This window comes from Frankia gtarii, from assembly GCF_025403375.1.
GTDB lineage: Bacteria > Actinomycetota > Actinomycetes > Frankiales > Frankiaceae > Frankia > Frankia gtarii.
In genome coordinates this window covers 21,777-44,859 of sequence record NZ_JAMPTM010000022.1, presented here as the reverse complement: position 1 = coordinate 44,859, position 23,083 = coordinate 21,777, and the positions used below count along the sequence as shown (strand labels likewise).

The 23,083-nt window shown below is 74.0% G+C and carries 19 protein-coding genes; 13 read left to right on the top strand and 6 right to left on the bottom strand.

The genetic code is table 11. The features are described from left to right. From NBZ83_RS06150 to NBZ83_RS06135, 4 genes are all read right to left on the bottom strand, one after another. Nucleotides 1–818 (bottom strand): thioredoxin-like domain-containing protein (locus NBZ83_RS06150; protein WP_261574509.1); only part of this gene is annotated, 818 nt, incomplete at its 3' end. Nucleotides 819–967: 149 nt separating this feature from the next. Next, nucleotides 968–2,263, bottom strand: coding sequence for a coenzyme F420-0:L-glutamate ligase (locus NBZ83_RS06145; RefSeq protein ID WP_261565321.1), 1,296 nt, complete (start codon nt 2,261–2,263; stop codon nt 968–970). A gap of 52 nt (nt 2,264–2,315) precedes the next feature. After that, complete coding sequence (gene cofD, locus NBZ83_RS06140; RefSeq protein ID WP_261565250.1) at nt 2,316–3,302, bottom strand: 2-phospho-L-lactate transferase; 987 nt, start codon at nt 3,300–3,302, stop codon at nt 2,316–2,318. Nucleotides 3,303–3,413: 111 nt separating this feature from the next. Continuing rightward, nucleotides 3,414–4,022: a TetR/AcrR family transcriptional regulator gene (locus NBZ83_RS06135; RefSeq protein WP_261565251.1), complete on the bottom strand. Its 609-nt coding sequence runs from the start codon at nt 4,020–4,022 to the stop codon at nt 3,414–3,416. Nucleotides 4,023–4,390: 368 nt separating this feature from the next. On the opposite strand from NBZ83_RS06135, the gene NBZ83_RS06130 reads away from it, so the two are divergent. The 5 genes from NBZ83_RS06130 to NBZ83_RS06110 all read left to right on the top strand — a co-directional run bounded on the left by NBZ83_RS06130 (nt 4,391) and on the right by NBZ83_RS06110 (nt 14,809). Next, the gene (locus tag NBZ83_RS06130; RefSeq protein WP_261574508.1) at nt 4,391–4,687 is read left to right on the top strand and encodes a hypothetical protein; all 297 of its coding nucleotides are present in this window, start codon (nt 4,391–4,393) and stop codon (nt 4,685–4,687) included. A gap of 917 nt (nt 4,688–5,604) precedes the next feature. Beyond that, nucleotides 5,605–8,301, top strand: a complete 2,697-nt coding sequence (locus NBZ83_RS06125) for a bifunctional FO biosynthesis protein CofGH (protein ID WP_261565253.1) — start codon at nt 5,605–5,607, stop codon at nt 8,299–8,301. A 449-nt stretch (nt 8,302–8,750) separates the two neighbouring features. Further along, nucleotides 8,751–9,380 (top strand): WhiB family transcriptional regulator, encoded by a 630-nt coding sequence (locus NBZ83_RS33675; RefSeq protein ID WP_368861802.1) that lies wholly within the window; start codon nt 8,751–8,753, stop codon nt 9,378–9,380. A gap of 105 nt (nt 9,381–9,485) precedes the next feature. Further along, nucleotides 9,486–13,169, top strand: coding sequence for a glycosyltransferase (locus tag NBZ83_RS06115; RefSeq protein WP_261574507.1), 3,684 nt, complete (start codon nt 9,486–9,488; stop codon nt 13,167–13,169). Then, nucleotides 13,166–14,809: a DUF5719 family protein gene (locus NBZ83_RS06110; RefSeq protein ID WP_261565255.1), complete on the top strand. Its 1,644-nt coding sequence runs from the start codon at nt 13,166–13,168 to the stop codon at nt 14,807–14,809. The genes NBZ83_RS06115 and NBZ83_RS06110 overlap by 4 nt, the downstream gene beginning before the upstream one ends. Nucleotides 14,810–14,855: 46 nt before the next feature. On the opposite strand, the gene NBZ83_RS06105 is transcribed toward NBZ83_RS06110, so the two are convergent. Both NBZ83_RS06105 and NBZ83_RS06100 read right to left on the bottom strand, forming a co-directional pair. Then, nucleotides 14,856–16,169, bottom strand: coding sequence for a type I phosphomannose isomerase catalytic subunit (locus tag NBZ83_RS06105; protein WP_261574506.1), 1,314 nt, complete (start codon nt 16,167–16,169; stop codon nt 14,856–14,858). Between the two features lie 89 nt (nt 16,170–16,258). Then, on the bottom strand, nt 16,259–16,729 hold the full coding sequence (locus NBZ83_RS06100; protein WP_261565257.1) for a metallopeptidase family protein: 471 nt from the start codon (nt 16,727–16,729) through the stop codon (nt 16,259–16,261). 364 nt (nt 16,730–17,093) lie between these two features. Here NBZ83_RS06100 and NBZ83_RS06095 point away from each other — a divergent pair, with 364 nt between their 5' ends. The 8 genes from NBZ83_RS06095 to NBZ83_RS06060 all read left to right on the top strand — a co-directional run bounded on the left by NBZ83_RS06095 (nt 17,094) and on the right by NBZ83_RS06060 (nt 23,079). Further along, a complete protein-coding gene (locus NBZ83_RS06095; RefSeq protein ID WP_261565258.1) occupies nt 17,094–17,495 on the top strand; it encodes a DUF3499 domain-containing protein in 402 nt (133 codons plus the stop codon). 257 nt (nt 17,496–17,752) lie between these two features. Beyond that, the gene (locus NBZ83_RS06090) at nt 17,753–19,111 is read left to right on the top strand and encodes a phosphomannomutase/phosphoglucomutase (RefSeq protein WP_261565259.1); all 1,359 of its coding nucleotides are present in this window, start codon (nt 17,753–17,755) and stop codon (nt 19,109–19,111) included. Next, nucleotides 19,111–19,314, top strand: a complete 204-nt coding sequence (locus NBZ83_RS06085) for a Trm112 family protein (protein ID WP_136448926.1) — start codon at nt 19,111–19,113, stop codon at nt 19,312–19,314. The genes NBZ83_RS06090 and NBZ83_RS06085 overlap by 1 nt, the downstream gene beginning before the upstream one ends. A 17-nt stretch (nt 19,315–19,331) precedes the next feature. Further along, nucleotides 19,332–20,480, top strand: a complete 1,149-nt coding sequence (locus NBZ83_RS06080) for an SIS domain-containing protein (protein WP_261574505.1) — start codon at nt 19,332–19,334, stop codon at nt 20,478–20,480. Nucleotides 20,481–20,650: 170 nt separating this feature from the next. Beyond that, nucleotides 20,651–21,028 carry an STAS domain-containing protein gene (locus tag NBZ83_RS06075; RefSeq protein ID WP_261574504.1) on the top strand — a complete coding sequence of 126 codons (378 nt, stop codon included), beginning with the start codon at nt 20,651–20,653 and terminating at the stop codon, nt 21,026–21,028. After that, nucleotides 21,028–21,543: an STAS domain-containing protein gene (locus tag NBZ83_RS06070; RefSeq protein WP_261565262.1), complete on the top strand. Its 516-nt coding sequence runs from the start codon at nt 21,028–21,030 to the stop codon at nt 21,541–21,543. The genes NBZ83_RS06075 and NBZ83_RS06070 overlap by 1 nt, the downstream gene beginning before the upstream one ends. A gap of 28 nt (nt 21,544–21,571) precedes the next feature. After that, nucleotides 21,572–21,988 carry an ATP-binding protein gene (locus tag NBZ83_RS06065; protein WP_261565263.1) on the top strand — a complete coding sequence of 139 codons (417 nt, stop codon included), beginning with the start codon at nt 21,572–21,574 and terminating at the stop codon, nt 21,986–21,988. After that, complete coding sequence (locus NBZ83_RS06060) at nt 21,976–23,079, top strand: ATP-binding protein (protein ID WP_261565264.1); 1,104 nt, start codon at nt 21,976–21,978, stop codon at nt 23,077–23,079. Before NBZ83_RS06065 ends, NBZ83_RS06060 begins: the two co-directional genes overlap by 13 nt. Nucleotides 23,080–23,083: the final 4 nt, after the last annotated feature.

Sequence of the window (23,083 nt, the reverse complement as noted above, 5' to 3'; positions counted from 1 at the left end):
TATAAGAGACAGGCGGGGGTCGGGCTGGTGGGGGCCAGCGACATGGTGCCGGCGCCCGGCGTGGGCGTGGCGGTCGTCGCGCCGCCCTGGGCCGTCAGTGGGCCGTCGGCCGACACGTCGAGGGTGCCGCCCTGTGCGCCCGACTCGGGGGCGGTCGGCGAGTCCCAGGTGGCCCCGGTCGGATCCGGGTTGGCGTGCTTGGCGACGAAGTCCTTGACGACGTCCGCGGAGACGGTGGTGCAGCGCTGGGTGCGGTCCCAGGCGGTCAGCACGAAGTGCTTGCCGTCCGGGAACGCCGACCGGGTCCAGGGGACGCCGATGAAACGCGGACCGGCGTTGGCGGCCAGCGACCGCAGCTTCTCGACCTGGGCGGCAGGGAGGCTCTTGTCGTACCACCCGACGATGAAGCCGTGTTCGAGGTTGTGGACGGCGCGCTCGACCGGGATGCCCGACGCCGGGTTGTAGAACGAGATGCCGTCGGGCAGCGGGTCGGGGTTGTGGCTGCCCGAGGTCGGCGGCGACGCCTTGTAGCTCACCGTCGTGCTGACGTGCGACGAGCCCTGGGACGCGTCGTTCACGGTGCCGGTGCAGCCGGCCGCGGTGGCAGCCGAGGACGCCGCCGCGGTGTATCCGACCTCGCGAGTCTTGTTCTTCGAATGGGTGTCGGCGACGCTGTAGATGATGATCCCGATCAGGAGCACCACCACGACGAACCCGGACGTGCCGTAAATGAGCAGCGCGCGCCGACGTTCCTTGCGCTTCTGCTCGCGGCGCAACTGTTCGAGCCGGACGTTGCGCTCGGCGCTTTTCTTACCCACGAAACCTGATCCTACGAACTGTCGAACCACTTCCGCCAAGCAGGATGCACTCGACTCGCCGGTGGGCACCCGGACCGCCTGGCTCCGGCGCCCTCAGTCACCTCCACGCCATCACGTTCCGTAGTGTGGGGACCGGGGATGCGGGGAGATCAACGGTGCAGCAGGAACGCCTCCGGATCGCGTGGCGGGCGTGCGGCGGCCGGCGCGGCGGCGTGCCCGACGCCCACCGCGCCCATCGGCATCCAGCCGGCCGGCAGGTCCAGCACCTCGCCGACCACCTCGGCGCAGAACAGCGTCGAGGAGACCCAGCAGGAGCCGAGTCCCTCGGTGGCCAGCGCCACCAGCAGGTTCTGCACCCCGGCGCCGGCGGCGACGGTGAACATCCGCTCCTCGGCCGCGGCCCGGCGGGCGTCGGGATAGGGATGCGCCCCGTCCAGCACCATGATCGGAACGATGAGCAGTGGCGCCCGCCGCAGCACGTCCCCGCGCCGCAGCCGCCGGTCGACCGCGGCCTCGTCGAATCCGTCGCGGCGTAGATCCTCCGCCCAGGCGACGGCCATCGCGTCGAGCAGCGCGGCACGCCGCGCGGTGACCAGCACGAATCGCCACGGGGTGGTGTGATGCGGAGCCGGGGCGGTCAGCGCCGCTGCGACCGCCCGTTCGACCGCGGCCGGATCGACCGGGTCGGCGGTGAACTCCCGCACGGTGCGCCGCTCACTCAGCGCCGCCCGCCGCGCCTCCAACGAACCGAGGCGGAACATGTCCTCGCCGCTCGGCCGCAGCAGCGAGCGCGCCCCCATCCCGTCGTCGGGAAGCCGGCCGTAGCCGCGCACGACCGCCACCGGGGTGGCACCGAGCTTGCCTTTGACCAGGTCGGCCGCGGCGGCCAGCTCGTCGGCCTCGGCGACCTCGGTCATGCCCAGCTCGTTGCCGTAGCCGTCGATGTCGCCGATGTGGCTGCGCAGCGCGGCCATGCCGGCGACGCCGATCGCCATGTCGGTCAGGCCGCGCCGCCACGGCCGCCCCGCGGTGTCGGTGATCACGATCGCCACGTCCACTCCGAGCAGCGCGGCGACGCCGGCCCGCAGCCGGGCGGCGCTGGCGTCCGGATCGATCGGGAGCAGGGCGAGGGAGTCCTTGGCGATGTTCGACGCGTCGACCCCGGCACTCGCCAGGACGAAGCCGTGATGCGTCTCGACGATCCGGGTCGGCCCGCGGCGGGCCACCTCGCGGACCGACTCACCGTCGATCGCGGCCTGCCGGGTGGCCTCCCGATCACCGACGACGGTGATCAGTCGTCCCTCGGCCTTGGAAACGATCTTAGAGGTGACGACGAGGACGTCGCCGTCGGCGAGCGGCCGGCCGGTCGCCGACGCCGCCGCGGCCACGGCGGCGGCGAGATCGTCACCCGGCCGGATCTCCCCGATCCCGGTCAGCCCGAACATCGTCAACGTCCCGCTTGGAGGCACCCCCGCGGATCCCCCGAGCTGCTGCCGCTCAGACACCGGCGACCTCCAGCGCCGACCGGACGATGGCCACCGTCGCCGCCAGGTCGGTCATCAGCAGCGGCCGGGCGAGCACGGTGGCGCCGGGCACGACCGCCCCGGCGTCGACCGTGTCGACCAGCCAGCCGTCGAGCAGCCCCGCGGGCGCCGCCGCGTCGGCCGCCGCGGACGGCACCGCCGCGCGTCCGCGGCCGCCGTAGTGCACCCCGACGGCCTGCGCGGAGGTCTCCACGCCGATGGCGGTCAGGCAGGCGTCGGCCATCCCGCGCACCGCCGCCCCGCCGATGATCGGCGAGACCCCGACGACCGGCGCCGCGGTCTCCCGCACGGCGTCACGGACACCCGGCACGGCCAGGATCGTGCCGATCGAGACGACCGGGTTCGACGGCGGGAGCAACACGACGTCCGCCTCGCCGATGGCGTCGAGCACCCCCGGCGCCGGCTTCGCGGTCTCGGCCCGCAGCGGCACGATCGCCTGTGCGGGTACGGCGGCTCGCAGCCGCAGCCACCATTCCTGGAAGTGCACGGCCCGCTGGCCGTCGTCGTCGGCGATGACCACGTGTGTCTCCACCCGGTCGTCCGTCATCGGCAGCAGCCGCACCCCCGGCTGCCAGCGTTCACACAGCGCCCGCACCACGTCCGACAGCGGGTAGCCGGCGTCGAGCATCTCGGTGCGAACCAGATGGGTGGCGAGGTCCCGGTCGCCGAGCCCGAACCAGGCCGGCCCGACCCCGTAGGCGGCGAGCTCCTCGGCCACGACGAACGACTCGTCCTCGCGGCCCCACCCACGTTCGGCGGAGATGCCGCCACCGAGGGTGTACATCACCGTGTCAAGGTCGGGGCAGATGCGCAGGCCATGCAGGGTGATGTCATCGCCGGTGTTGCCGATCACCGTCACGTCGGCGTCGGGCAGCGCCGCGAGCACGCCACGCAGGAAGCGGGCGCCACCGATCCCGCCGGCCAGGGCTGTCACTCTCACAGCAAGCGATCCTGGCACCGACGCCCGCCGGACGGGTCACCGGCCGCTTCCATGGCCCGACGGGGGCGGCGGTCGGCCGACAATGTGGGTTCCCGGCCAGGCGGAGGTGCGTCAGCCGAGCCGCGGGCGGGCGAACAGCGGCGCGACCCAGCCGCCCGGCTCCGGCCGGCCGGTCAGCGAAGTGTCCCGGGAGAACGAGGCCAGCAGGAAGTGCACGAGGTGGCTGGTCGGCCGGCTGGGAGCAGGGTTGGCCAGGCCGCCCTCGATCGTGGCGACGACCGCGTCCGCGGCCAACGCCCGATCGGCCTCGGGCACGTAGTCGTGGACCGCGGCCAGGGCGAGGCCCTGCAGCCAGGCGTGCAACCGCTCGTGGTACTCCATCACCGGCTCGGCGTGCGGGGCGCGCTCGGCGACGCAGGGATGCAGCGTGCGCCGCTGCTCCACCGAGTCGAGGGCGAGGAAGAGCTTGTCCGCCGGGTTGCCTGGCAGGCCGGAGATCCGGTCCACCTCGGCGTCGAGCAGGCGGTTGAGCACGGCCGCGAACGCGTGGTCCTTCGACCGGAAGTACCAGTAGACGGAGCCGGGCTCGATCCCGGCCGAGCGGGCGATCTCCGCGATGGACGTCCCGGCGAAACCGCGGGCGAGGAACTGCTCCTCGGCGACGGCGAGCAGCGCGTCGATCCGTTCCTCGCGGGGAACTTCCTGGCGGTTGCGTGGCACCTGATCAGCGTAACGACTTCGGTGCCGGGAGAGGAGTGATTCGAATGAGAGCACACCGAGCTGGGCTGCGATACCCAGGTGGTTCGGCAGGCAAACGCCGACAGACCGTGAGTGACTTATATCACTTTGCGGGGTGGCCGGTGGCGGGCGTATCCGACGCCGAGTGTCATCCGCACAGGTCAGGGACCCGCCGTGGGCGGACTTCCGGGATAACTGGGCGGTCGTCCGGGGATGACCGGAACGTCGTCCCGCTGCCTGTGCCAGGGCACCGGCCGGGATGTGTCGTCCCTCACCCGGTTTCTCTTGATTCCGGTTAGAGAGTGCTGTGAGAGTGAACGTGAGCTCTCCACGTCGCTGGAAGGACCCTCATGTCCGAGATCAGGACCACCAAGAGCCTCGAAGCCCTGTCCGCCTCCCTCAACCGCGCACTTGCCGGAGCGCGGGCTCCTCAGGTCGTCGCCGCCCGCCGGGCGCAGATGCGGCGGACCGCGGGGATGGCCGCCGAGCCGCCCGTCCCCGGTGGGGCTGACCAGCCACATCGCCGTGCAGAGGCGGAGACCGACGTACTCGCCGCCCGCAGCCGGACCAACATGCTGATCGGCACGCTCGACCGGTTGCGCCGGCCGGGCACCGGATGGCGCGCCGCCGGCCGCGCGACTCCCTGACCCGGACGGGCGCCCGGGCCGCCGGCGTCCCCCCACCGCCGGCGTTCCGGCGCCCGTCCCCGGGTCCACCCTCGGCCACCCGGCGACTCCACCCCTCCATCGTCGAGATGTTCCACGTTCCGGCACCGCCGTGGTCCCGTGGTCGTTTCTGCTGATGTCCGCGACCACGTATGCCTTCGACACCGGTGCCGGATCGGGCCGGGCCCACCGACCCACCGACCCACCGGGCCGCGGCAGGCCCGGCGCCACCAGAGAACCAGAGGAATTCTCGACGTCCTCCCTCACTTGCAGGTGAGGGATTCCAACTCCTACATATCCTTCGTCGGAAGGGGAGGTGTGGAATGGTGAGGTTCGCGGTCCACGGGCTCCGCCGTTCCGGTGCCGCCCCGAGCGGCCACGGCCCGTCCGGGCGCGGTGTTCCGGGCGGCGTTGACCGTGTACCCGCAGGCGACGCAGCGGAACCGCGCCTGGCTCCCACGCGATTGTGCCGCCACCCGCCCGCAGGACGAGTAACACTGAACTGGTATACGCGGCCGGGATCTTCCGCACCCAGTCCTTGCGTCGGTCCGCCTCCCGGCTTTTCGCGCGGGCGATCTGGCCGCGGAGCCGGGCACGCCGATGCGGTCCGGGTTTCGCCTGCGCGAGCCGGCGTCGCCGCCGCAGCCGAACCCGCTCAGCAGGCCGCAACCCCGGGCAGGACAGCGACTCCCCGGTCGACAGGGCCGCCGGCACCGCCAGATTTCACACGTGCCGCGCATGCCCGCAATGCGACTCCGAACACCGACGCCTGCACATCGGTCGGATAGAGCCGGAAACGGGAAATGCCCGATTCTACGGAAAGGACCGACAATGCCGACCATGAGGGAGCGGCGTTTCCTCCCCGCCGCGAACGGCGGGGTCTCCACGCCGCAAACCCGATGACCAGTACGGCGACGACACCCGATGGAGTGGGTGGTCCGACGACCGAGCCCGGCCCCAACCCGGGCCTGCCCCGGCCGTCGCCGGGCGCCGACGTCGTGCCGTCCGCGTCGGCGCTGCGCCGGGCGCTGCGCCGGGCCCGTGACGGTGCCACCCTCGACGCCGTCGAGGCGGCGGTGCTGCTGGCCGCACGCGGCGAGGATCTCGCCGACCTGTGCGCGTCGGCCGCTCGGGTGCGCGACGCGGGCCTGGCCTCCCTCGGCCGCCCGGGCGTCGTCACGTACTCGCCGAAGGTCTTCATCCCGTTGACCCGGCTGTGCCGGGACCGCTGCCATTACTGCACGTTCGCCACCGTGCCGCACCGTCTGGCCGCGCCTTACCTCACCGTCGACGAGGTGCTCGACATCGCCCGGGCGGGCGCGGCGGCCGGCTGCGCCGAGGCACTGTTCACCCTGGGCGACCGCCCGGAGGATCGTTGGCCCGCGGCCCGGGAGTGGCTCGACGCCCACGGCTACGACTCGACGCTGGGCTACCTGCGCGCTGTCGCGATCGCCGTGCTGGAAGAGACCGGCCTGCTCCCGCATCTGAACCCGGGCGTGCTGAGCTGGGCCGAACTCGCCCGACTCAAGCCGGTCGCCCCATCGATGGGCATGATGCTGGAGACGACCGCGACCCGGCTGTGGTCGCAGCCGGGCGAGGCGCACTTCGGCTCGCCCGACAAGGAGCCGGCGGTCCGGCTGCGGGTGCTCACCGACGCCGGCCGGTTGTCGATCCCGTTCACCACCGGCCTGCTGCTCGGCATCGGCGAGACCCGGGCCGAGCGGGCCGAGACGATCTTCGAACTGCGCGGGCTGGCCCGCCGGTACGGCTCCATTCAGGAGGTGATCGTCCAGAACTTCCGGGCCAAGGACGACACCGCGATGCGTTCGGCGCCCGACGTCGGCGCCGAGGAGCTGGCCGCGGCCGTCGCGGTGACCCGGCTCGTGCTCGGCCCGACGATGCGGGTGCAGGCACCCCCGAACCTCATCGACACGGCAGAGTGCGCCCTGCTGCTGTCCGCCGGCATCGACGACTGGGGCGGCGTCTCGCCCGTCACCCCGGATCACGTCAACCCCGAGCGGCCCTGGCCGGACCTGGACGTGCTGCGCGAGGTGACGGCTCGGGCCGGCTTCACGCTGCGCCCCCGGCTCACGGTGTACCCGTCGCACCTGGAAGAGCCGTGGCTCGACCCGCGGGTCGCCGGGCATGTGCGCGCGCTGACCGGCCCGGACGGGCTGCTCGCCGATGGTGCCCGGCCTGCCGGGCGGCCCTGGCAGGAGCCCGACGGCGGTCTCGGTGACACCGGCCGCGTCGACCTGCACACCGCGGTGGACACCGTCGGACGCCACAGCGCCACCCGGGCCGACTTTGACACCGTCTACGGCGACTGGGAGTCGCTGCGGGCGGAGGTCAGCGCGGCCGGCACCGGCGTCGACGGCGTCGTCGGCACCGGCAGTCGCGCCGTCGCGGCCCGTGCCGGTGCTGGTGTGCCGGAGCGGGTCGAGCCCGAGCTGCGGGCCGCGTTGCGCAGTGCCGGCAACGACCCGGCCGGGATCACCGACAGCGAGGCCCTGATCCTGTTCGGGGCCGAAGGGGCGGCGCTGGAGGAGCTCTGCCTGCTCGCGGACGGGCTGCGCCGCGACGCGGTGGGCGACGACGTGACCTACATCGTCAACCGCAACATCAACTTCACGAACGTCTGCTACACCGGCTGCCGGTTCTGCGCGTTCGCGCAGCGCCGCAGCGACGCCGACGCGTTCACGCTGTCGCTGTCGGAGGTGGGCAGCCGGGCGGCCGAGGCGTGGTCGGTGGGCGCCACCGAGGTCTGCATGCAGGGCGGCATCCATCCGGACCTGCCCGGCACCGCCTACTTCGAGCTCGCCCGTGAGATCAAGCGGGCGGCGCCGGGTCTGCATCTGCACGCGTACTCCCCGATGGAGGTCCTCAACGGGGTAACCCGGACGGGGATGTCCATCGAGGACTGGCTCACCGCGGCGCGGGAGGCCGGCGTCGACACCATTCCGGGCACCGCGGCGGAGATCCTCGATGACGAGGTCCGCTGGGTGCTGACCAAGGGCAAGCTGCCGACGGCAAGCTGGGTCGAGGTGGTCAGCACCGCGCACCGGGTGGGCCTGCGCTCGACGGCCACGATGATGTACGGCCACGTGGATACCCCGGCGCACTGGGTCGCGCACCTGCGGCTGCTGCGCCGCATCCAGGACTCCACCGGGGGCTTCACCGAGTTCGTCGCGCTGCCGTTCGTCCACCACAGCTCGCCGATCTACCTGGCCGGCGTGGCCCGGCCGGGCCCCACGGTGCAGGAGAACCGGGCGGTGCACGCGATGGCGCGCATCCTGCTGCACGGGTCGATCGACAACATCCAGTGCTCCTGGGTGAAGCTCGGCGTCGACGGCTGCCGCTCGGTGCTTGCCGGTGGGGTGAACGACATCGGCGGGACGCTGATGGAGGAGACGATCAGTCGGATGGCCGGCTCCCAGCACGGCTCGCGGCGATCCGTGGCCGAGCTGGAGGAGGTGGCCGCAGGGGCGGGTCGTCCCGCTCGGCAACGGACCACGACGTATGGGCGGGTCCCGGACGAGCGCTTTCACGCTGCCCGGGGCGGCCCCGTCCGGACCATGCTGCCGGTGGTGTCCTGACACCCGCCAAGTCGGCGCCAGCAGAAACTACTCTAAGTAGTCGCGAGGGCCGGCTTGGCCGGATGTGATGCCTGGCCGGTATAGGTTCACAACGGTTGTCTGATTGCGTCCTTGCCCGTTTAGGCCCTTTATGTCCGTTAGCTTCAGACGGCATAATGCGGTCATCGCCGTCGGACCGATTGCACACAGTTACTGATTGGAAGGCTGCCCAGACCCTCGGCGATGGTGCGCAGTGACTGTGAGCTATGGTTTCATCGCTGGTTGTAGAAGATGTTGCGCTGGTGGGGTTGACGCGACCGACTCGGAAGCGTGTAATTACCGGCGTGTCATTCCCCTCGCTGGCGAGGTTCGTGCGGTAGTGCGTCGCCTGACCGGTGTGGAACCAGTCACCTGCGCGCCGGCGCCCAGGGGGTGGCCGACCGCACCGCGACGGGTTTGGAGGAGTCCCCATGGAGCACACCGACGCGGGCGTCCACACCGTCCTCGCGGACGTCGAGCGTCCCGCTGAGCATGACCCGTTCGGTGACCACTCCGAGCGGGTGCATGCCGAACGGCCCACCCAGGCCACACCGGAGCCGTACCTGCGGTCCCAGCTGGCCGCGACCAGCGTTCCGCCGGCCAGGTCGGGCTCGCCCGACCTGGCCGGCGGTGCCACCCCGACTGCCTCCGGCCCGAGGGCCGAGGCAGATGTCGACGTCATCGTTCGCGCGGGCGATGAGGTCGACGTCGACGCCGACCCGGCCGTCGACGATCTCGACGCCGACGACCTGGCCGTCGAGGCCGTCGGCGACCCCATCGGCGACGTGCCGGACGCCCTCGCCCCAGTGATCGATCTGGGGCTGGGTGACCTGCTCGGCGAGGTGATGGAGTGGCAGGAGCGCGCCCTGTGCGCGCAGACGGATCCCGAGGCGTTCTTCCCTGAGAAGGGTGGTTCGACCCGGGAGGCAAAGCGCATCTGTTCGGGCTGCGAGGTTCGGGCCGAGTGCCTCGAGTACGCCTTGGAGAACGACGAACGGTTCGGGATCTGGGGCGGCATGTCCGAACGGGAGCGACGCAAGCAACGGCGTCGAGCGGTCTGAACCCGGGCGGTGGGTGGCGTCCGGCAGGGTGTGGGCGGCCCGGCCGCGCCGCGTGCACTCGCGTCCCCGCCCGGACCGCGTCTGCCGGCGGCCACGACCCGGGTCGTGGCCGTCTGCGTGCACGGCGGCCGGCCGGGCGCCGCGCAGACCCTGCGCTCGGCGGTGTCGACTCAGGCGCCGCCGCCCGACCAGGCCCTCGACCTGCAGGTCGTCGAGGTCCGCCTCGGCGGCGGTGCCAACGCCGCGCCGCCAGCCGCCGTCCACCTTCCACGGCCGCGCGGCGCATCCCCTACTGAAACGGTGACGGTCCCCGCAGCCATCCCAGGTGACGGGGCCGGCGCGCCGTCGGCGTCCGGGGTGTTGCGAGAAACGGCGGGCTCTGGCCCGGCGACCGTCGTCCAGCTTGCCGCCGGCACCCGCCTCGGGGTGGCGGTGGCCGCGGGCCTGGCGCACATCGGCGGGCCGCCGCGGGAGGGCTACGTCTGGCTGCTCGACGACGGCGCCCTGCCCGCTCCCGACGCCCTGCGCACCCTGCTGGCCTGCGCGCGGCTCGACCCCGGCGCCGCCGTGCTCGGTCCCAAGCTCCGCGTCGGGCACCCAGGGCCGTCGTCATCCGGTTCGCCGCCGGGGTCGATCCTGCTCGAGGCGGGGGTAAGCGTCGACCGCGCGGGCCGCCGGTACACCGGTGTGCGGCCCGGCGAGATCGACCGGGGCCAGCGTGACGGGGTGCGCGACGTGCTCACCGTGGCCAGCTCCGGCATGCTCATCCGGGCGGCCGCCTGGCGGCTGCTCGACGGTCTCGACCCTGAGCTCGACGGCGGCCACGACATCGACTTCGGCTGGCGGGCCGCCCGCGCCGGGTTGCGGGTCGTCGTCGTCCCCATGGCGACGATGACCGCCCGCGCCGAGGTTGTCCCCCCCGCCGAAGTGGCCGCTCCCGCTCCCGGCTCGGCTTCCGCCTCAGCCGGAGCTTCGGCTGGCGCTCCCGCGGCCGTCGCCGGCGCTTCGGCCGGCTCGCGGCATCGGCAGAGCCGGCGGGACTTGCGGGCTCGGCGGGCGTGGGTGCCGGCGGACCGAGCCGGTGCGCTCCGGGTCCGCCTGGCGAACACGGCGTGGCCGCTGTTGCCCGGGGCCGGGGTCGCCATCCTCGTCGCGGCGCTTCCGCGGGCGCTTGGCCTGGTGTCGCGAGGGCGGCTGCGGTCGGCGGTCATCGAGGTGGCGTTGCCGTTCGCCGTGCTGAGCCGGCCCCGCCAGCTGGCGCGGATGCGTCGGCGCGCCGGGCGCACCCGCGCGGTCTCGCACCACGCCATCCGTTCCCTGTTTCCCGCCCGACTGCGGCGCCGACCCGGATCGGCTGCGCGGAGCCCCGCAGTGGGCCTCCCCGACGTCGGGGCTGGCGAGTTCGGCACGCGCCACCACGTCCCGGCCGGGGTTGGCGGCGTGGTGGCCATCCCGCCCGGCCGGCGATCGACCCGGGCGGCGGTCCTGCTCGCGTGCCTGCTTGGCGTCGTCGGCGTGGTCGCGCTGCGCGACCTACCCGCGGACGTGCTCGGCGCGGGCCTGCCGTTGCCCGCCGGCGTCCGAGACCTGTGGACGATGATCTGGTCCGGCCGGGTCGGCACCGCCGGCGCCCCGCTCGACGGTACGGGGCCGCCCCCGCCGTGGACCGCGCTGCTCGCCGCCGCCGCGAGCCTGCTCGGCGGCCGGCCCGCGGCGGCGGGCTGGCTCCTGCTCGCCGCCGGGCCGGCGCTTGCCGGTCTGACCGCGCACCGGGCGCTCGCCCGGCTCGGTCCGCGTCCAGCCGCCCGCTTCGGGCTTGCCGCCGCCTACGGAGCCAGCCCGGTGATGACCGGCGCGGTCGCCGCTGGCCGCGGCGACACCGTCGCAGCGCTGATCCTGCTCCCGACCGTGCTCGCCGCCACCGACTCGGTGCTGCGCGGCCGCGCCGGGCTGGCCGGCGGACGCCTGCGGGCGATCTGGCTTCTGGCCGTCTGCCTGGCTGGATTCGTCGCCTGTGCTCCGTCGATGACGCCATTGGTGTGGATCGGCCTCCCGGCCGCGGCGCTGCTTGCGGTCCGCCGGCGGCTGCCCGACGTCGCCGCTGCGCTCCCAGCGACGATCATCCCGCTGATCCCGGCGCTGTACGCGGGCGGCGCGGGGATCCGCGCCGAGCCGCCGGCGGCACTGGCCCGGTTCCCCCAGGACTCCATCGCGCTGGTGGCGGGCGCGGGGGAACGCCCGAAGGCCGCCGTGGTCGGATTCCTGGCCGGCTGCCTGATCTGCTGGCTGCTGGGCCGATGGTCCGGTCGGGACGGGTCGGACCGGGCCGGCCGGATCGGCTGGTCGTTGGCCGCACTGGGTCTGCTCGCCGTACTGCTCACCGCGCGCCTCGCCGGGGACGCAGACCAGCGGATCGCGGGCGGCGAGGGCTGGTGGGCCGGCCCGCAGTACGGCCTGGCCCTCGGCGGTGCCCTGCTCGCGGCGGCAAGCGCGTGCCGTCCGGTCCGCGCCCCGCGTCGTCGGGGAGAAGCCCCCAGGGTCGGGGCGGGCCCGGGCACCGGCCGGCTGACCCGGATCGTCGCCTTCCCGGTGACGGCGCTGATCCTCGCCGGCTCCGCCGGGCTCGCCGCCGGTCATCTCGCCGTGGGCCCGGGGTGGCGCGCCAGCCCGACCGCCTGGAGCCGGGATTCCGCTATCCCTGCGGACCGGGCCGGCTCCCTGGACCTGGCCGGGGCCGCCGATGACGCCGGGGGAGACGACGGCGGGGGAGCGGCCACCGAGGTCACCGCGACCGAGGTCCCCTGGTCGGGCACCGGCCCGTCGGCGATGGTGCGGGCGGTGCAGGCCGAGACCCGGACCGAGCCGGCCGGGTCCAGCCTCCTCGTCCTGTACCGGTCCGATCGGTCCGGCCTGATCCGGTACATCCTCGCCGCAGCCGACGGTCCCCGCTTCCCGGCCGGCCAGGCTCGCCCGCCTCGACGGGCGGCCACCTTCCTCGCCGACGTCGTCGCCGATCTGGCGGTCGGCGGTGACCAGGCGGCCGGCTGGCTGCCGCTGCTCGGCGTCGCCGCGATCGCCGTTCCCGCCATGGACGCGCCGGCGGACCTAGTCACCCGCCTCGATGCGACCCCGTCGCTGTTGCGGGACCGGGCCCGTCCGGGCGTGCTGCTCTGGCGCCCGGCGACTTCCGACCAGACGGCGCCGACGCCAGCGTCCCGTCGAGCCACCGCCGCCGTCCCGCCGGCCTTCGTCGTGGACTCGGACCTCCAGCCGCGGACGGCTCCACCGGATCCCACCGGGAGTTCCACGCCGCCGGTGACGCCGGTGACGCCGGTAACGCCGGTGGTCGAGCCGCTGCCGGCGGCCCCGACCACGGCCCGCCGGTTGCCGCCTGGCGGCCGTGTTGCGGCCCTGTCCGGCGCCGCGCGGGCCCCGCAACGGGACCTGATTCTCGCGGCGCCGGCCGGGGCCGGTTGGCGCGCCTGGCTGAACGGCCGACCGCTGCGGCCGTTCGCCGCCTGGGGCTGGGCGGCAGGCTTCCGCCTACCCGCGCAGGGCGGCACGGTTCGTCTTCACCGCGACGACGGTCGCGCACACGAGCTGGTGCTCGCGCAGGCCGCGGCGCTCGGCGCGCTGCTGCTGTCGGGCATTGCGATCGCGCGCCGGCCGCGTCGCTCTCCACTGGACACCGACGTGCCACCCACCGCGGGCCCGTCCGGGCGTGACCTCGGCCGCGCCGGTCGCACCGGTCGCGGATCGGGATCGGGATCGGTGGAGGAGGCCCCATGACGTCCCCACCCGGTGGGCCCAGCGCCGCCAGGTCGCCGCTGCGCCGCCGCGCCGCCGCTCGCGTGCTCGTGTCGGTGGCCGTCGTTGGGATCGGCGGGGCCTTCCTCGCCGACGAGGGCGTCAGCCCCGCTCCGGCCGGTAACTGGCCGGTGTCGGCCGCGCTGCTGGCCTGCCCGGAGCTGACGACGACGCCGTTCGGTGCTCGCGACCCCGTGCTGGCCGGCCCCCTCGACCTCGCCGTGCGCACCGCAGGGACGGCCGACGGTCGGGTACGGGTCGCCACCCGGCCCGCCGAGCTGCGCACCCGGCTCGGCGGCGCGGCGCTGACCCTGCCGTCCGCCGCAACGAGGGGTGACCGCGGCTCGTTGCTCGTGTCCGCCCGGGGCACCTCGGCGCCGGGTCTGTCCGCAATCGTCACGGGAACCGGCGACGGCGCGGGCCCGGTGCGGGCGCGCTGCACCCCGCCGCAGGCCAGTAGCTGGTTCGCCGGACCGTCGACCATGGCCGGCCGCGACCCGATCGTGATCCTGTCGAACCTGGCCGATCAGCCCGCGCAGGTCGGTGTGCGGGTGTTCACGGACGGCACGGCCACCGCGCCGCAGGACATCTCCGTGCCGCCCGGGCACGCGGTGACCCGCCGGCTCGCCGCGCTCGCGCCGGAGGCCGCCGTGACGGCACTCGCCGTCGAGGTGCGTTCCGGTCGGGTGCTCGCCTGGATGGTGGATCGGTCGAGCATCGGCGGCCCTTTCACCGCACCCCGACTCGTGCCGGTGACCGCCCCGCCGGCCCGCCGGTTGCTACTCGGCGGGGTGGTCGTCCCGGCGGGACCACCCGGCCCGGCGGCGCGCCTGGTGCTTGCCGCGCCCGACCGGGCGGCCACCGTGCGCGTCAGCGTGTTGACCGCGTCCGGCCGGCACACCCCGGTGGGTCTGGAAGCGGTGCGGGTGCCGACCACCGGCGCGATCACCATGCCGGTGCCGCTGCCACCGGGCGGGGCGTCGGCGGTTCTCGTCGAGTCGGTCACAGATGCCGCCCCGGTGGTCGCCGAGCTGGGCGTGGCCTCGGGCTGGGCTGGCGTGTCGACCTGGGCGGGCGCCGTTCGGCTCGACGCCGCGTCGGGACGCCGCGGTCTGGATGCGTTCGGTCGGGGCATCGGGCTGTCCGACGCGGCCGGACCCACCGCCGGCGCCGGCACCGCGCCCGACGCGGCGGTTGGTGTGCCGTCGCCGCCGGCGGGAGCCGCCGGGGCCGTCGTGCTCGCCGCGCCGGCCGGGCCGGTGACGGCCTGGCTCGACGGTGATCCCGTGTGGCTGCGGGCCGGGACGGTCGCCTTGGTCCGCGGGCCGTCGCGACCGGCCGGGGGACGCCTCGTCGCGGTTGGCGGACCGCTGGTCGCGACCGCGGTCGTCGGCACCGCCCAGCCACCGGGCCCGGCCGGGGCCGTGGACACCGAGCAGGCACTGGTCCCGTCCGCCGCGCCGCCTCAGGACGCGCCAGCCGGCGCCGGCGTCGGCAGCGGGCAGGCCGCGCCCCCGCTGGTGCTGCCGAAAATCCTGTCCGCGGTCGTCCCGCTGGAGGGAGCGCCTCGGCTGCTCGACGCCCCGCCGGCTGTGGCCGACCCGGCCCTGCCCTACCGCTGAGGGGCCCGCCGTCGGCGGACCCTGAGTAGCGGCGGCGAGCTGTCGGTCAGTGGCCCGGTGCGGCGAGGAAGACCCGGCCGGCACCGGTCAGCGTGACCGCGGCGCGGCCCGTGACCAGCATCGATCCGCCGCGGCGCAGCTCCAGCGGGGCGACGACGGTCCCGTCGTCAGCCGTCGCGGTGACCTTGACCCGTCCTTCGACCGCGAGCAGCACCGTCGGGCAGCCCACCGACACACCGCCGCCGCCGGTGCACACGGCCTCGGTGAGGGCGAAGTCGGCGACGGGGACGTCCCAGCCGCGCAGCAGCCCGCCGGGAGAGGTCGCGATGGTGCGGGGGGTCTGGACCGGTGCGTCGCTCGGCCTGGGGTCGAAGATCCGCAGCAGCTCGTCGACGTCGATGTGCTTGGGAGTCAGTCCGCCGCGCAGCACGTTGTCCGAGGTGGCCATGATTTCGATGCCGAGCCCGGCGACGTAGGCGTGCAGCATCCGGGCCGGCTGGAACAGCCCTTCGCCGGGGCGCAGGGTCACGTCGTTGAGCAGCAACGCCGCGGCGATGCCGACGTCGCCCGGGTGCGCTGCCGCGAGCCGCCCGATCAGGTCCGCCGCCCGAGCGAGGTCGTCCTCGCCGCCATCGCGCGGGTTGTCGAGAGCCGGTCCGCCGTGGCTCCCGCCACCGGCCGAGCCCCGGCCGCACGCGCGGCGCAGCCGCTCGGCCGCCGCGACGAGCGCGTCGATCAGCTCCCCGGCGGGGCCGGCGGGCATGGTCAGCAGGGTTCGCAGCACCGTGGCCGCGCCGGCGGCAGGATCGTCGGCGAGGGGGCGGAAGGCGGCCACCAGTGCCGGGGTCCCCAGCCCGTCCGCGACCGCGAGCGTGCGCGCCGGATCCCGGACTCCCGCGAGCGCCCGGAACGGCGACAGGGCGACGATGAGCTCGGGCTTGTGGTTGCGGTCGCGGTAGCGCCGGTGGGAATCGTCGACGGCGAGGCCGGCGGCGTCGTCCGCGTCGAAGCCCGCGGCGGCCTGCGCCCGGTCGGGATGTACCTGCAGCGACAGCGCCTTGTCCGCCGCCAGGACCTTGAGCAGGAACGGCAGCGGGCCGACGAGGTCGGCGGCCGGGCGGCGGGCGCCGTCCGCCTCGACGAGCGCCGGTGCCACCGGATGGGTCCCGAGCCACAACTCCGCGACCGGACCACCGGCCGCGGGGGTGCCGAGCAGCTCGGGGATGGCCGTCGCCGACCCCCACGCGTAGGGCTGCTCGGCACCGTGCAGCGCGAGCAGGCGGGGGGACCCCACCGGCACCTGTGGGCCCGCACCGGAGGATTCGCCGGCGGGCTGCGTGGACGCGGGGTTCCTGGTCACGGTCTCCCTCGGACGGGCGTGTTCCCTGGGTGGGGTCGTGCTCCCGGGGCGCGGGCGGTGGCCGCCGTCTGGTGCGGGCGGTGGGCGGCCTACTCCTCCTCGCCCCAGCCGTGGCCTTCCGGGTCGATCACGGCTGGATCGACCCCCATCATTTCGGCCACCTCGTGGATGATCGCGTCCAGCACGAGTTCGGCCAGGTCCTCGTTGTCCACCGCTCTGGCCTCAATGGGCCGGCGATATACCACAATGCGGCGGGGAGTGCTCGAGCGGCCCTTTCCGGTGGCTGGCTGGTACCGGGCGAGCGGGATCTCCGTGTCGGCCACCGCCACCGGTGGCACGTCCTCGACGGCGAACTCGACGTCGGACAGCTCCGCGGACCATCGATGGTCGAGATGCTCGACGGCGTCCAGCACGAAGTCGTCGAAGCGATCCCCGCGGGTGGCGTAGGCGGGCACGTCGGACGGGAGCAGCGCCCCGCGGATGCCCCGACCCCGGCGATCGCGGCGCCGGCGCGGGGGAATCGGGCGGGCCGCCGCCGGGAACCGCTCGAGCTCGGTCACCCTGTGAGCGTAGCGTTCGTGGCAGGGGCTCCGGCCGGCGATCGACGGGCGCGTGTCCACCCCGGCACTATTCGGGGTGTCGCGCGCCCGCCGATCGCCGGGCGATCGGCCCCGGCGGCCGTAGCGATCCGGTCGCCCCACCAACACCCCACCGTCCCGGCGACTGACCCCGGTTTTCCCTCCCAGCCCGAGGAGGTTCCACGATCTTGATGATCTCGATGTCGCGTCGGATGCCGTTGCCACGCCGGAGTTCGGACGCGCGGCGCAACGATATGGTCGACAACGCGTGACTATTCAGCCTCGCGTCACGCGACACGACGATAGGTGGTGGCCGTCGCCCGTTCCGGGGGCTACCGTCCGGAACGTGAAGCCTCGGCGCTGCTCCCGCTCGGCCTGTTCCGCAGCCGCGGTCGCCACGCTCACGTATGCCTACGCCGAGTCGACAGCCGTACTGGGCCCGCTGTCCCCGTACGTCGAGCCGCACTCGTACGACCTGTGCGGCCCGCACGCCGATCGGCTCACCGTGCCGCTCGGCTGGGCGGTCGTCCGGCTCGAGGCCGAAGCGTCGCGTGAGGGTGGCCGTGAGGTTGCCGGGGATGACCTGGAGGCGCTGGCGGACGCCGTGCGCGAGGCCTCCCGGCGTGGTCCCGAGACGCCTCGGCGTGGTCCCGAGCCTCCCCCGGGCCCCCAGGGCTCTCAGGGCGGCCCTCAGGTGCCTCCGGGGGGCCGTCGCGGTCACCTGCGGGCGGTGCCCAGCCCTTCCTGAGGCGGACCCGGCGTCCCTGCTCCCGTGAGTGGTGCCGGCCCCGGCCACCCACCCCCGGGACCGGGTGGCCGTCGGGCCGGCCCCGGAGGTGGCGGGAGCGGCGCGATGTGTCCCGCGTGGGCTTGTTCGGACGCGGTCCAGGGTCTGTCGGACCCGGCGGATAGGGTCGACCGAGTGCGGCCGCAGTGGTGCCGTGCGGGCCCCGGGGGGATCGTTCGCCCGGTGCGGGGGACACCAGCCAGAAGGGTGGGGACCGGATGCGCGACCTGTCGCGGATCTTCAAGGCGTACGACGTCCGGGGTGTCGTGCCGGCAGAGTTCGACGCCGAGATCGCCCGGTGCACCGGCGCCGCGTTCGTGCGGCTGCTCGACGCGGAGCGGATCGTCACCGCCCACGACATGCGCGAGTCGTCCATCCCGCTGGCCGCGGCCTTCGCCGAGGGTGCGGCCAGCCAGGGCGCCGACGTGATCGCCGCCGGCCTCGGCTCGACGGACCTGCTCTACTTCGCCGCCGGCTCGCTCGACATCCCCGGCGCGATGTTCACCGCCTCGCACAACCCGGCGAAGTACAACGGCATCAAGCTGTGCCGGGCGGGTGCGGCGCCGATCGGCCAGGAGACCGGGCTCGCCGAGATCCGGGCGATGGTCGAGGACGGAGTGCCCGCAGTCTCCGGCCGCGTCGGCGCGGTCACCACACGTGACCTCCTCGCCGATTATGTGCGCTACCTGCACACTCTGGTCGACCTGGCCGGCATCCGGCCGCTCACCGTCGCGGTCGACGCCGGCAACGGCATGGGCGGGCTGACCGTCCCGGCGACCTTCGCCGGCCTGCCGCTGACCGTGATCCCGCTCTACTTTGAGCTGGACGGCTCCTTCCCGAACCACGAGGCCAACCCGATCGAGCCGGCGAACCTGCGCGACCTGCAGGCCGCGGTCCGCAGCTCCGGGGCCGACCTCGGGCTCGCCTTCGACGGCGACGCCGACCGCTGCTTCGTCGTCGACGAGCGTGGGGAAATCGTGTCCCCGTCGACCATCACGGCGCTGGTGGCTGATCGCGAGCTCGCCCACGAACCGGGCGGGACGATCATCCATAACGTCATCGTCAGCCGGGGCGTGCCCGAGCTCGTCATCGAGCGCGGCGGGGTTCCGGTCCGCACCCGCGTGGGTCACTCGTTCATCAAGGCCGAGATGGCTCGCACCGGCGCGATCTTCGGTGGCGAGCACTCCGGCCACTTCTACTTCCGGAACTTCTGGCGGGCGGACTCCGGCATGCTCGCCGCGCTGCACGTGCTCGCCGCGCTCGGCGGCCAGCAGCGGCCGCTGTCCGACCTGCTCGCCGGCTACGCCCGCTACAGCGCCTCCGGCGAGATCAACTCCGAGGTGGCGGATGCCGTCGCCGCGATGCAGGCGGTCGAGAAGGCCTACGCCCCGCACGCCGCCGATGTCGACCATCTCGACGGTCTTACCGTCTCGTTCGCGGACGGGTCCTGGTTCAACCTGCGTTCATCCAATACCGAGCCGCTGCTGCGGCTCAACGTCGAGGGCCCCGACGTGGCCACGATGCGCCGGCTGCGCGACGAGGTCCTCGTGCGCGTCCGGGGCGGAAGGGAATCCTGATGAGTCTCGACCCGCTGCTGCTGGAGATTCTCGCCTGCCCGTGCAGCAAGCACGGTGAGCTGCGCTCCGACGAGCTGAACGGTGCTCCGGTGCTGGTCTGTCTCGCCTGCGACCTGGCCTTCCCGGTCCGGGACGACATTCCGGTGATGCTGCTCGACGAGGCCGTGCCGTTCTCCGGCCGGGCCGCGTCGGCGTCGAGCTGACACCCCGCGGCGTCGGCGTGTACCTCGACGAGGCAATCCTCGACGACACGGCCCGGATCGACACCGGCGACGCCGCGGCGCTGCTGCCGCACATCGCCTCGGCGGCTCTGCAGGTGCGCCAGAGTGCCGTTCTCGCCCAGGAGGCGGGGGTGGCGCGGCTGGGCGCCGACGGCCGACCACGCGCGGTCCTTGTCGCCGGGGTCGGCGGCTCATCGCTGGCCGCCGGCATCCTGGCCGCGGTCGCCGGGCCGGCGGGCCCCGTTCCGGTCATCGGCCACCACGCCCACGGTCTGCCGGGTTGGGTCGGCGTGTCCGACGTCGTCCTCGCCGTGTCCGCCTCCGGCACCTCGACGGAGACGTGCTCCGTCGTGGAGGAGGCTCATCGGCGCGGCGCGCGGATCGGTGTCGTCGCGCCGGCGGACACCCCGCTCGCCCACCTGGCCGCGCTCGCCGGGGCGTCGTTCGTCCCGCTCGTCGGGCAGCGGCCGGCCCGGGCCATGCTCTGGTCGCTGGCGGTGCCGCTGCTTGTCGCCGCCCAGGCCCTGGGCGTCGTCCGGCTCGGCGATGACGCCGTCGAGGCCGCCGCCGCCCGGCTGGAGGAGGTGGCGACCCGCTGCCGGTCGTCGAGTGAGTCCTTCGTCAACCCGGCGAAGACCCTGGCCCTGGAGCTGGCCGGCGCGCTGCCGGTGATCTGGGGTACCTCGGTGGTGACGGCGGTCGCGGCCGAGCACGCCGCCGCCCAGTTCGCGACGAACGCGAAGTATCCGGTTCTCGTCGGCGCGTTGCCGCATCCCGGCCATCATCAGGTGGCGCTGTTCGACGGCCCCTTTGGTGCCGGTCTGGGCGTCGCCGACTCGGGCGGCGGGGACGAACTCGAGAACTTCTTCCGCGACCGGGCCGAGGAGGAGAAGTCGACCCGGCTGCGACTGATCCTGCTGCGCGACCCCGACGCCGAGCGGGCCGAGGTCACCCGCCAGGCGGAGGTCGCCGTCGCCGTCGCCGCCGAGCGTGGGGTCGGCGTCACCGAGCTGCGTACCGAGGGGTCCGGCCCGCTGGAGCGGCTGGCCTCCCTGATCGGCCTGTTCGACTTCACGGCCGTGTATCTTGCGCTGGTGCTCGGGCTCGACCCGGCCCAGGTACCTGCGGCCCGCGATCTCGGTCGGTAGTCCCCACACCGAGCTAAAAGACCGTTTCGTGCCGTTCCATCCGATACGGATGGGCCGAGATTCCGGCGTTCGTCGACGAACTCGGCCTGTTCACCTTCGAGACGTACGTCAGGACTCGGGATCAGGTCATCGTCGAGCAGTCCAACCAGCTGCTGGAGCTGTCCACCCCGGTGATCAAGCTGTGGGAGGGAGTGCTGGCTGTCCCGCTGGTGGGCACCCTGGACTCCGCCCGCACCCAGATGGTGATGGAGAGCCTGCTGGAGGCGCTCGTCAGCACCGGCTCCCGGCACGCCATCATTGACATCACCGGGGTCGGCGCGGTCGACACCCAGGTCGCCCAGCACCTGTTGAAGACCGTGATGGCCGCCCAACTGATGGGGGCGGACTGCATCATCTCCGGTATTCGCCCGCAGATCGCCCAGACGGTGGTGAGCCTCGGCATCGAGTTCGGGGAGATCGTCACCAAGGCCACGCTGGCCGAGGCGCTCGCGCTGCGCCGGGACGGGTTCCGCTTCGTCCGCCGCGCGGCCGGGGCCGAGAGCCGCTGATGGATCGCATCCCCATCCTGAAGATGGGAAACCTGCTGCTCGTGTCGATCCAGGTGGATCTGCACGATCAGCTCGCCCTCGACCTGCAGGACGACCTGTCCGAGCGGATCGTGGCGACCGGCGCCCGCGGCGTTCTGATCGACATCTCGGCGCTGGAGATCGTCGACAGCTTCATCGGCCGCATGCTGTCGACGATCGCGTCGCTGTCTCGGCTGCTCGACGCCGAGACCGTCGTCGTCGGGATGCGTCCCGCCGTCGCGATCACCCTCGTCGAGCTCGGGCTGTACATGCCCGGGGTGCGCACCGCGTTGACCCTGGAGCACGGGCTCACCCTGCTCGGTGCCGAGGTCCGGGTGAGCCGGTCGGACGAGGACGAGATCGACGACGACGACGGGGACGGGGAGCCCGACATGCTCGCCGGATATGCCGCGGCGCAGGCAGGGCGCGGTGGCGCAGAACCGGCCGCGACCGGCGCCGCAGGTCGCGGCGACGGGGGCCGGACGGGTGATCGGTAACCCTGGTGGGAGCCTGCCCGGTCGTGAGATGACGGGCACGGACCCGCAGCGCCATCCCATCGTGACCGAGTCCGACGTCGTCCGCGTCCGCCGCGTCCGCCAGGTGGTGCGCGCCCTCGCCGTCGCGGCGAAGCTGTCCCTGGTGGATCAGACGAAGATGGTGACGGCGGCGAGCGAGCTGGCGCGCAACACGCTGGTCTACGGCGGTGGCGGCGAAATGATGATCGACATCGTCGACAACGGTCGGCGCCACGGGGTGCGAGCGGTGTTCACCGACACGGGGCCGGGCATCCCCGACCTCGGCCTGGCCCTGACCGAGGGGTGGACCAGCGGTTCCGGTCTCGGTCTTGGCCTGACGGGCAGCCGGCGGCTCGTCGACGAGTTCACGATCGACAGCAGTCCGGGGGTGGGCACCACCGTGCGGGTCGTGAAGTGGTCGCGCTGACTGCGTCCGGTGCGTTCCCGTGGGCGGAGGACGTCGCATGGTTCGGCGCGGCGGATGCCTCCTCGGCCGGGGCCGCCCGGCGGGCGGCCGTCAGCCTGGCCGATCGACTGGGTTTCCCCCCGACCCGCGGTGCGGAGCTCGGCATCGCCGTCACCGAGACGATGACCAACCTGGTCCGCCACTCCGACGACGGCCGCCTGCTCCTGCGGGTGCTGCGTTGGGACAGCGGGCGGACCGGCCCGACCGCGGACGGTCCGACCGCCGCGGTCCAGTTCGTCGCGATCGACAGCGGACCGGGCATGGCCGACGTCTCGGCGGCGATGCGCGACGGGGCGACGTCCGCGGGAACCCTGGGTGTCGGGCTCGGGGCGATCGCCCGGCTCTCCGACGAACTGGACATCCATTCGACCCCGGGCCGCGGGACGGCCATGGTCGTCACCTTTCGTCCGACGAACCGTGCCGGTTCGCCCGGTCTCCCGCGCGGCGGGCCCGGCGCCCGACGGGCCGGCGGCCTGACCCGCCCGATCACCGGCGAGACCGTCTGTGGCGACGCCTACGCCGTGCGCGCCACCGACACCGGGCTCGCGCTGCTGCTGTGCGACGGGCTCGGGCACGGGGAGCTCGCCGCGAGGGCGGCCGGCGAGGCGGTGCGGATCTTCCTGGCGGCCACCGACCCGCCGAGCGGGCCGGTGGAGCTCGTGCGCCGGATCCACCAGGGGATCTCCCATACCCGCGGCGCGGCCGTCGCGGTCGCGGTGCTGGAGCCGGCCGCGGAGGTTCTGCGGTTCGCCGGGCTCGGCAACGTCGCCGGGGTGATCCTCGGCGGGGTGCGACGTGCGGGCCTGCTCAGTCGGCCGGGCATCGCCGGTCATCAGGCTCGGGGCCTGTCCGAGACGCGTCACCCCCTGCCGCCGGACGCGCTCGTCGTCCTGCACAGCGACGGGGTCGGCTCCCGCTGGAACCTCGCCGACCATCCCGGTGTCGCCAGCCACGACCCGCTGCTCGTCGCGGCGACGATCCTGCGCGACGCGGGTCTGCGCCGCGACGACGCCTCGGTGGTGGTGGCCGGTCCGCCGCAGGCAGCAGGCTAGCCAT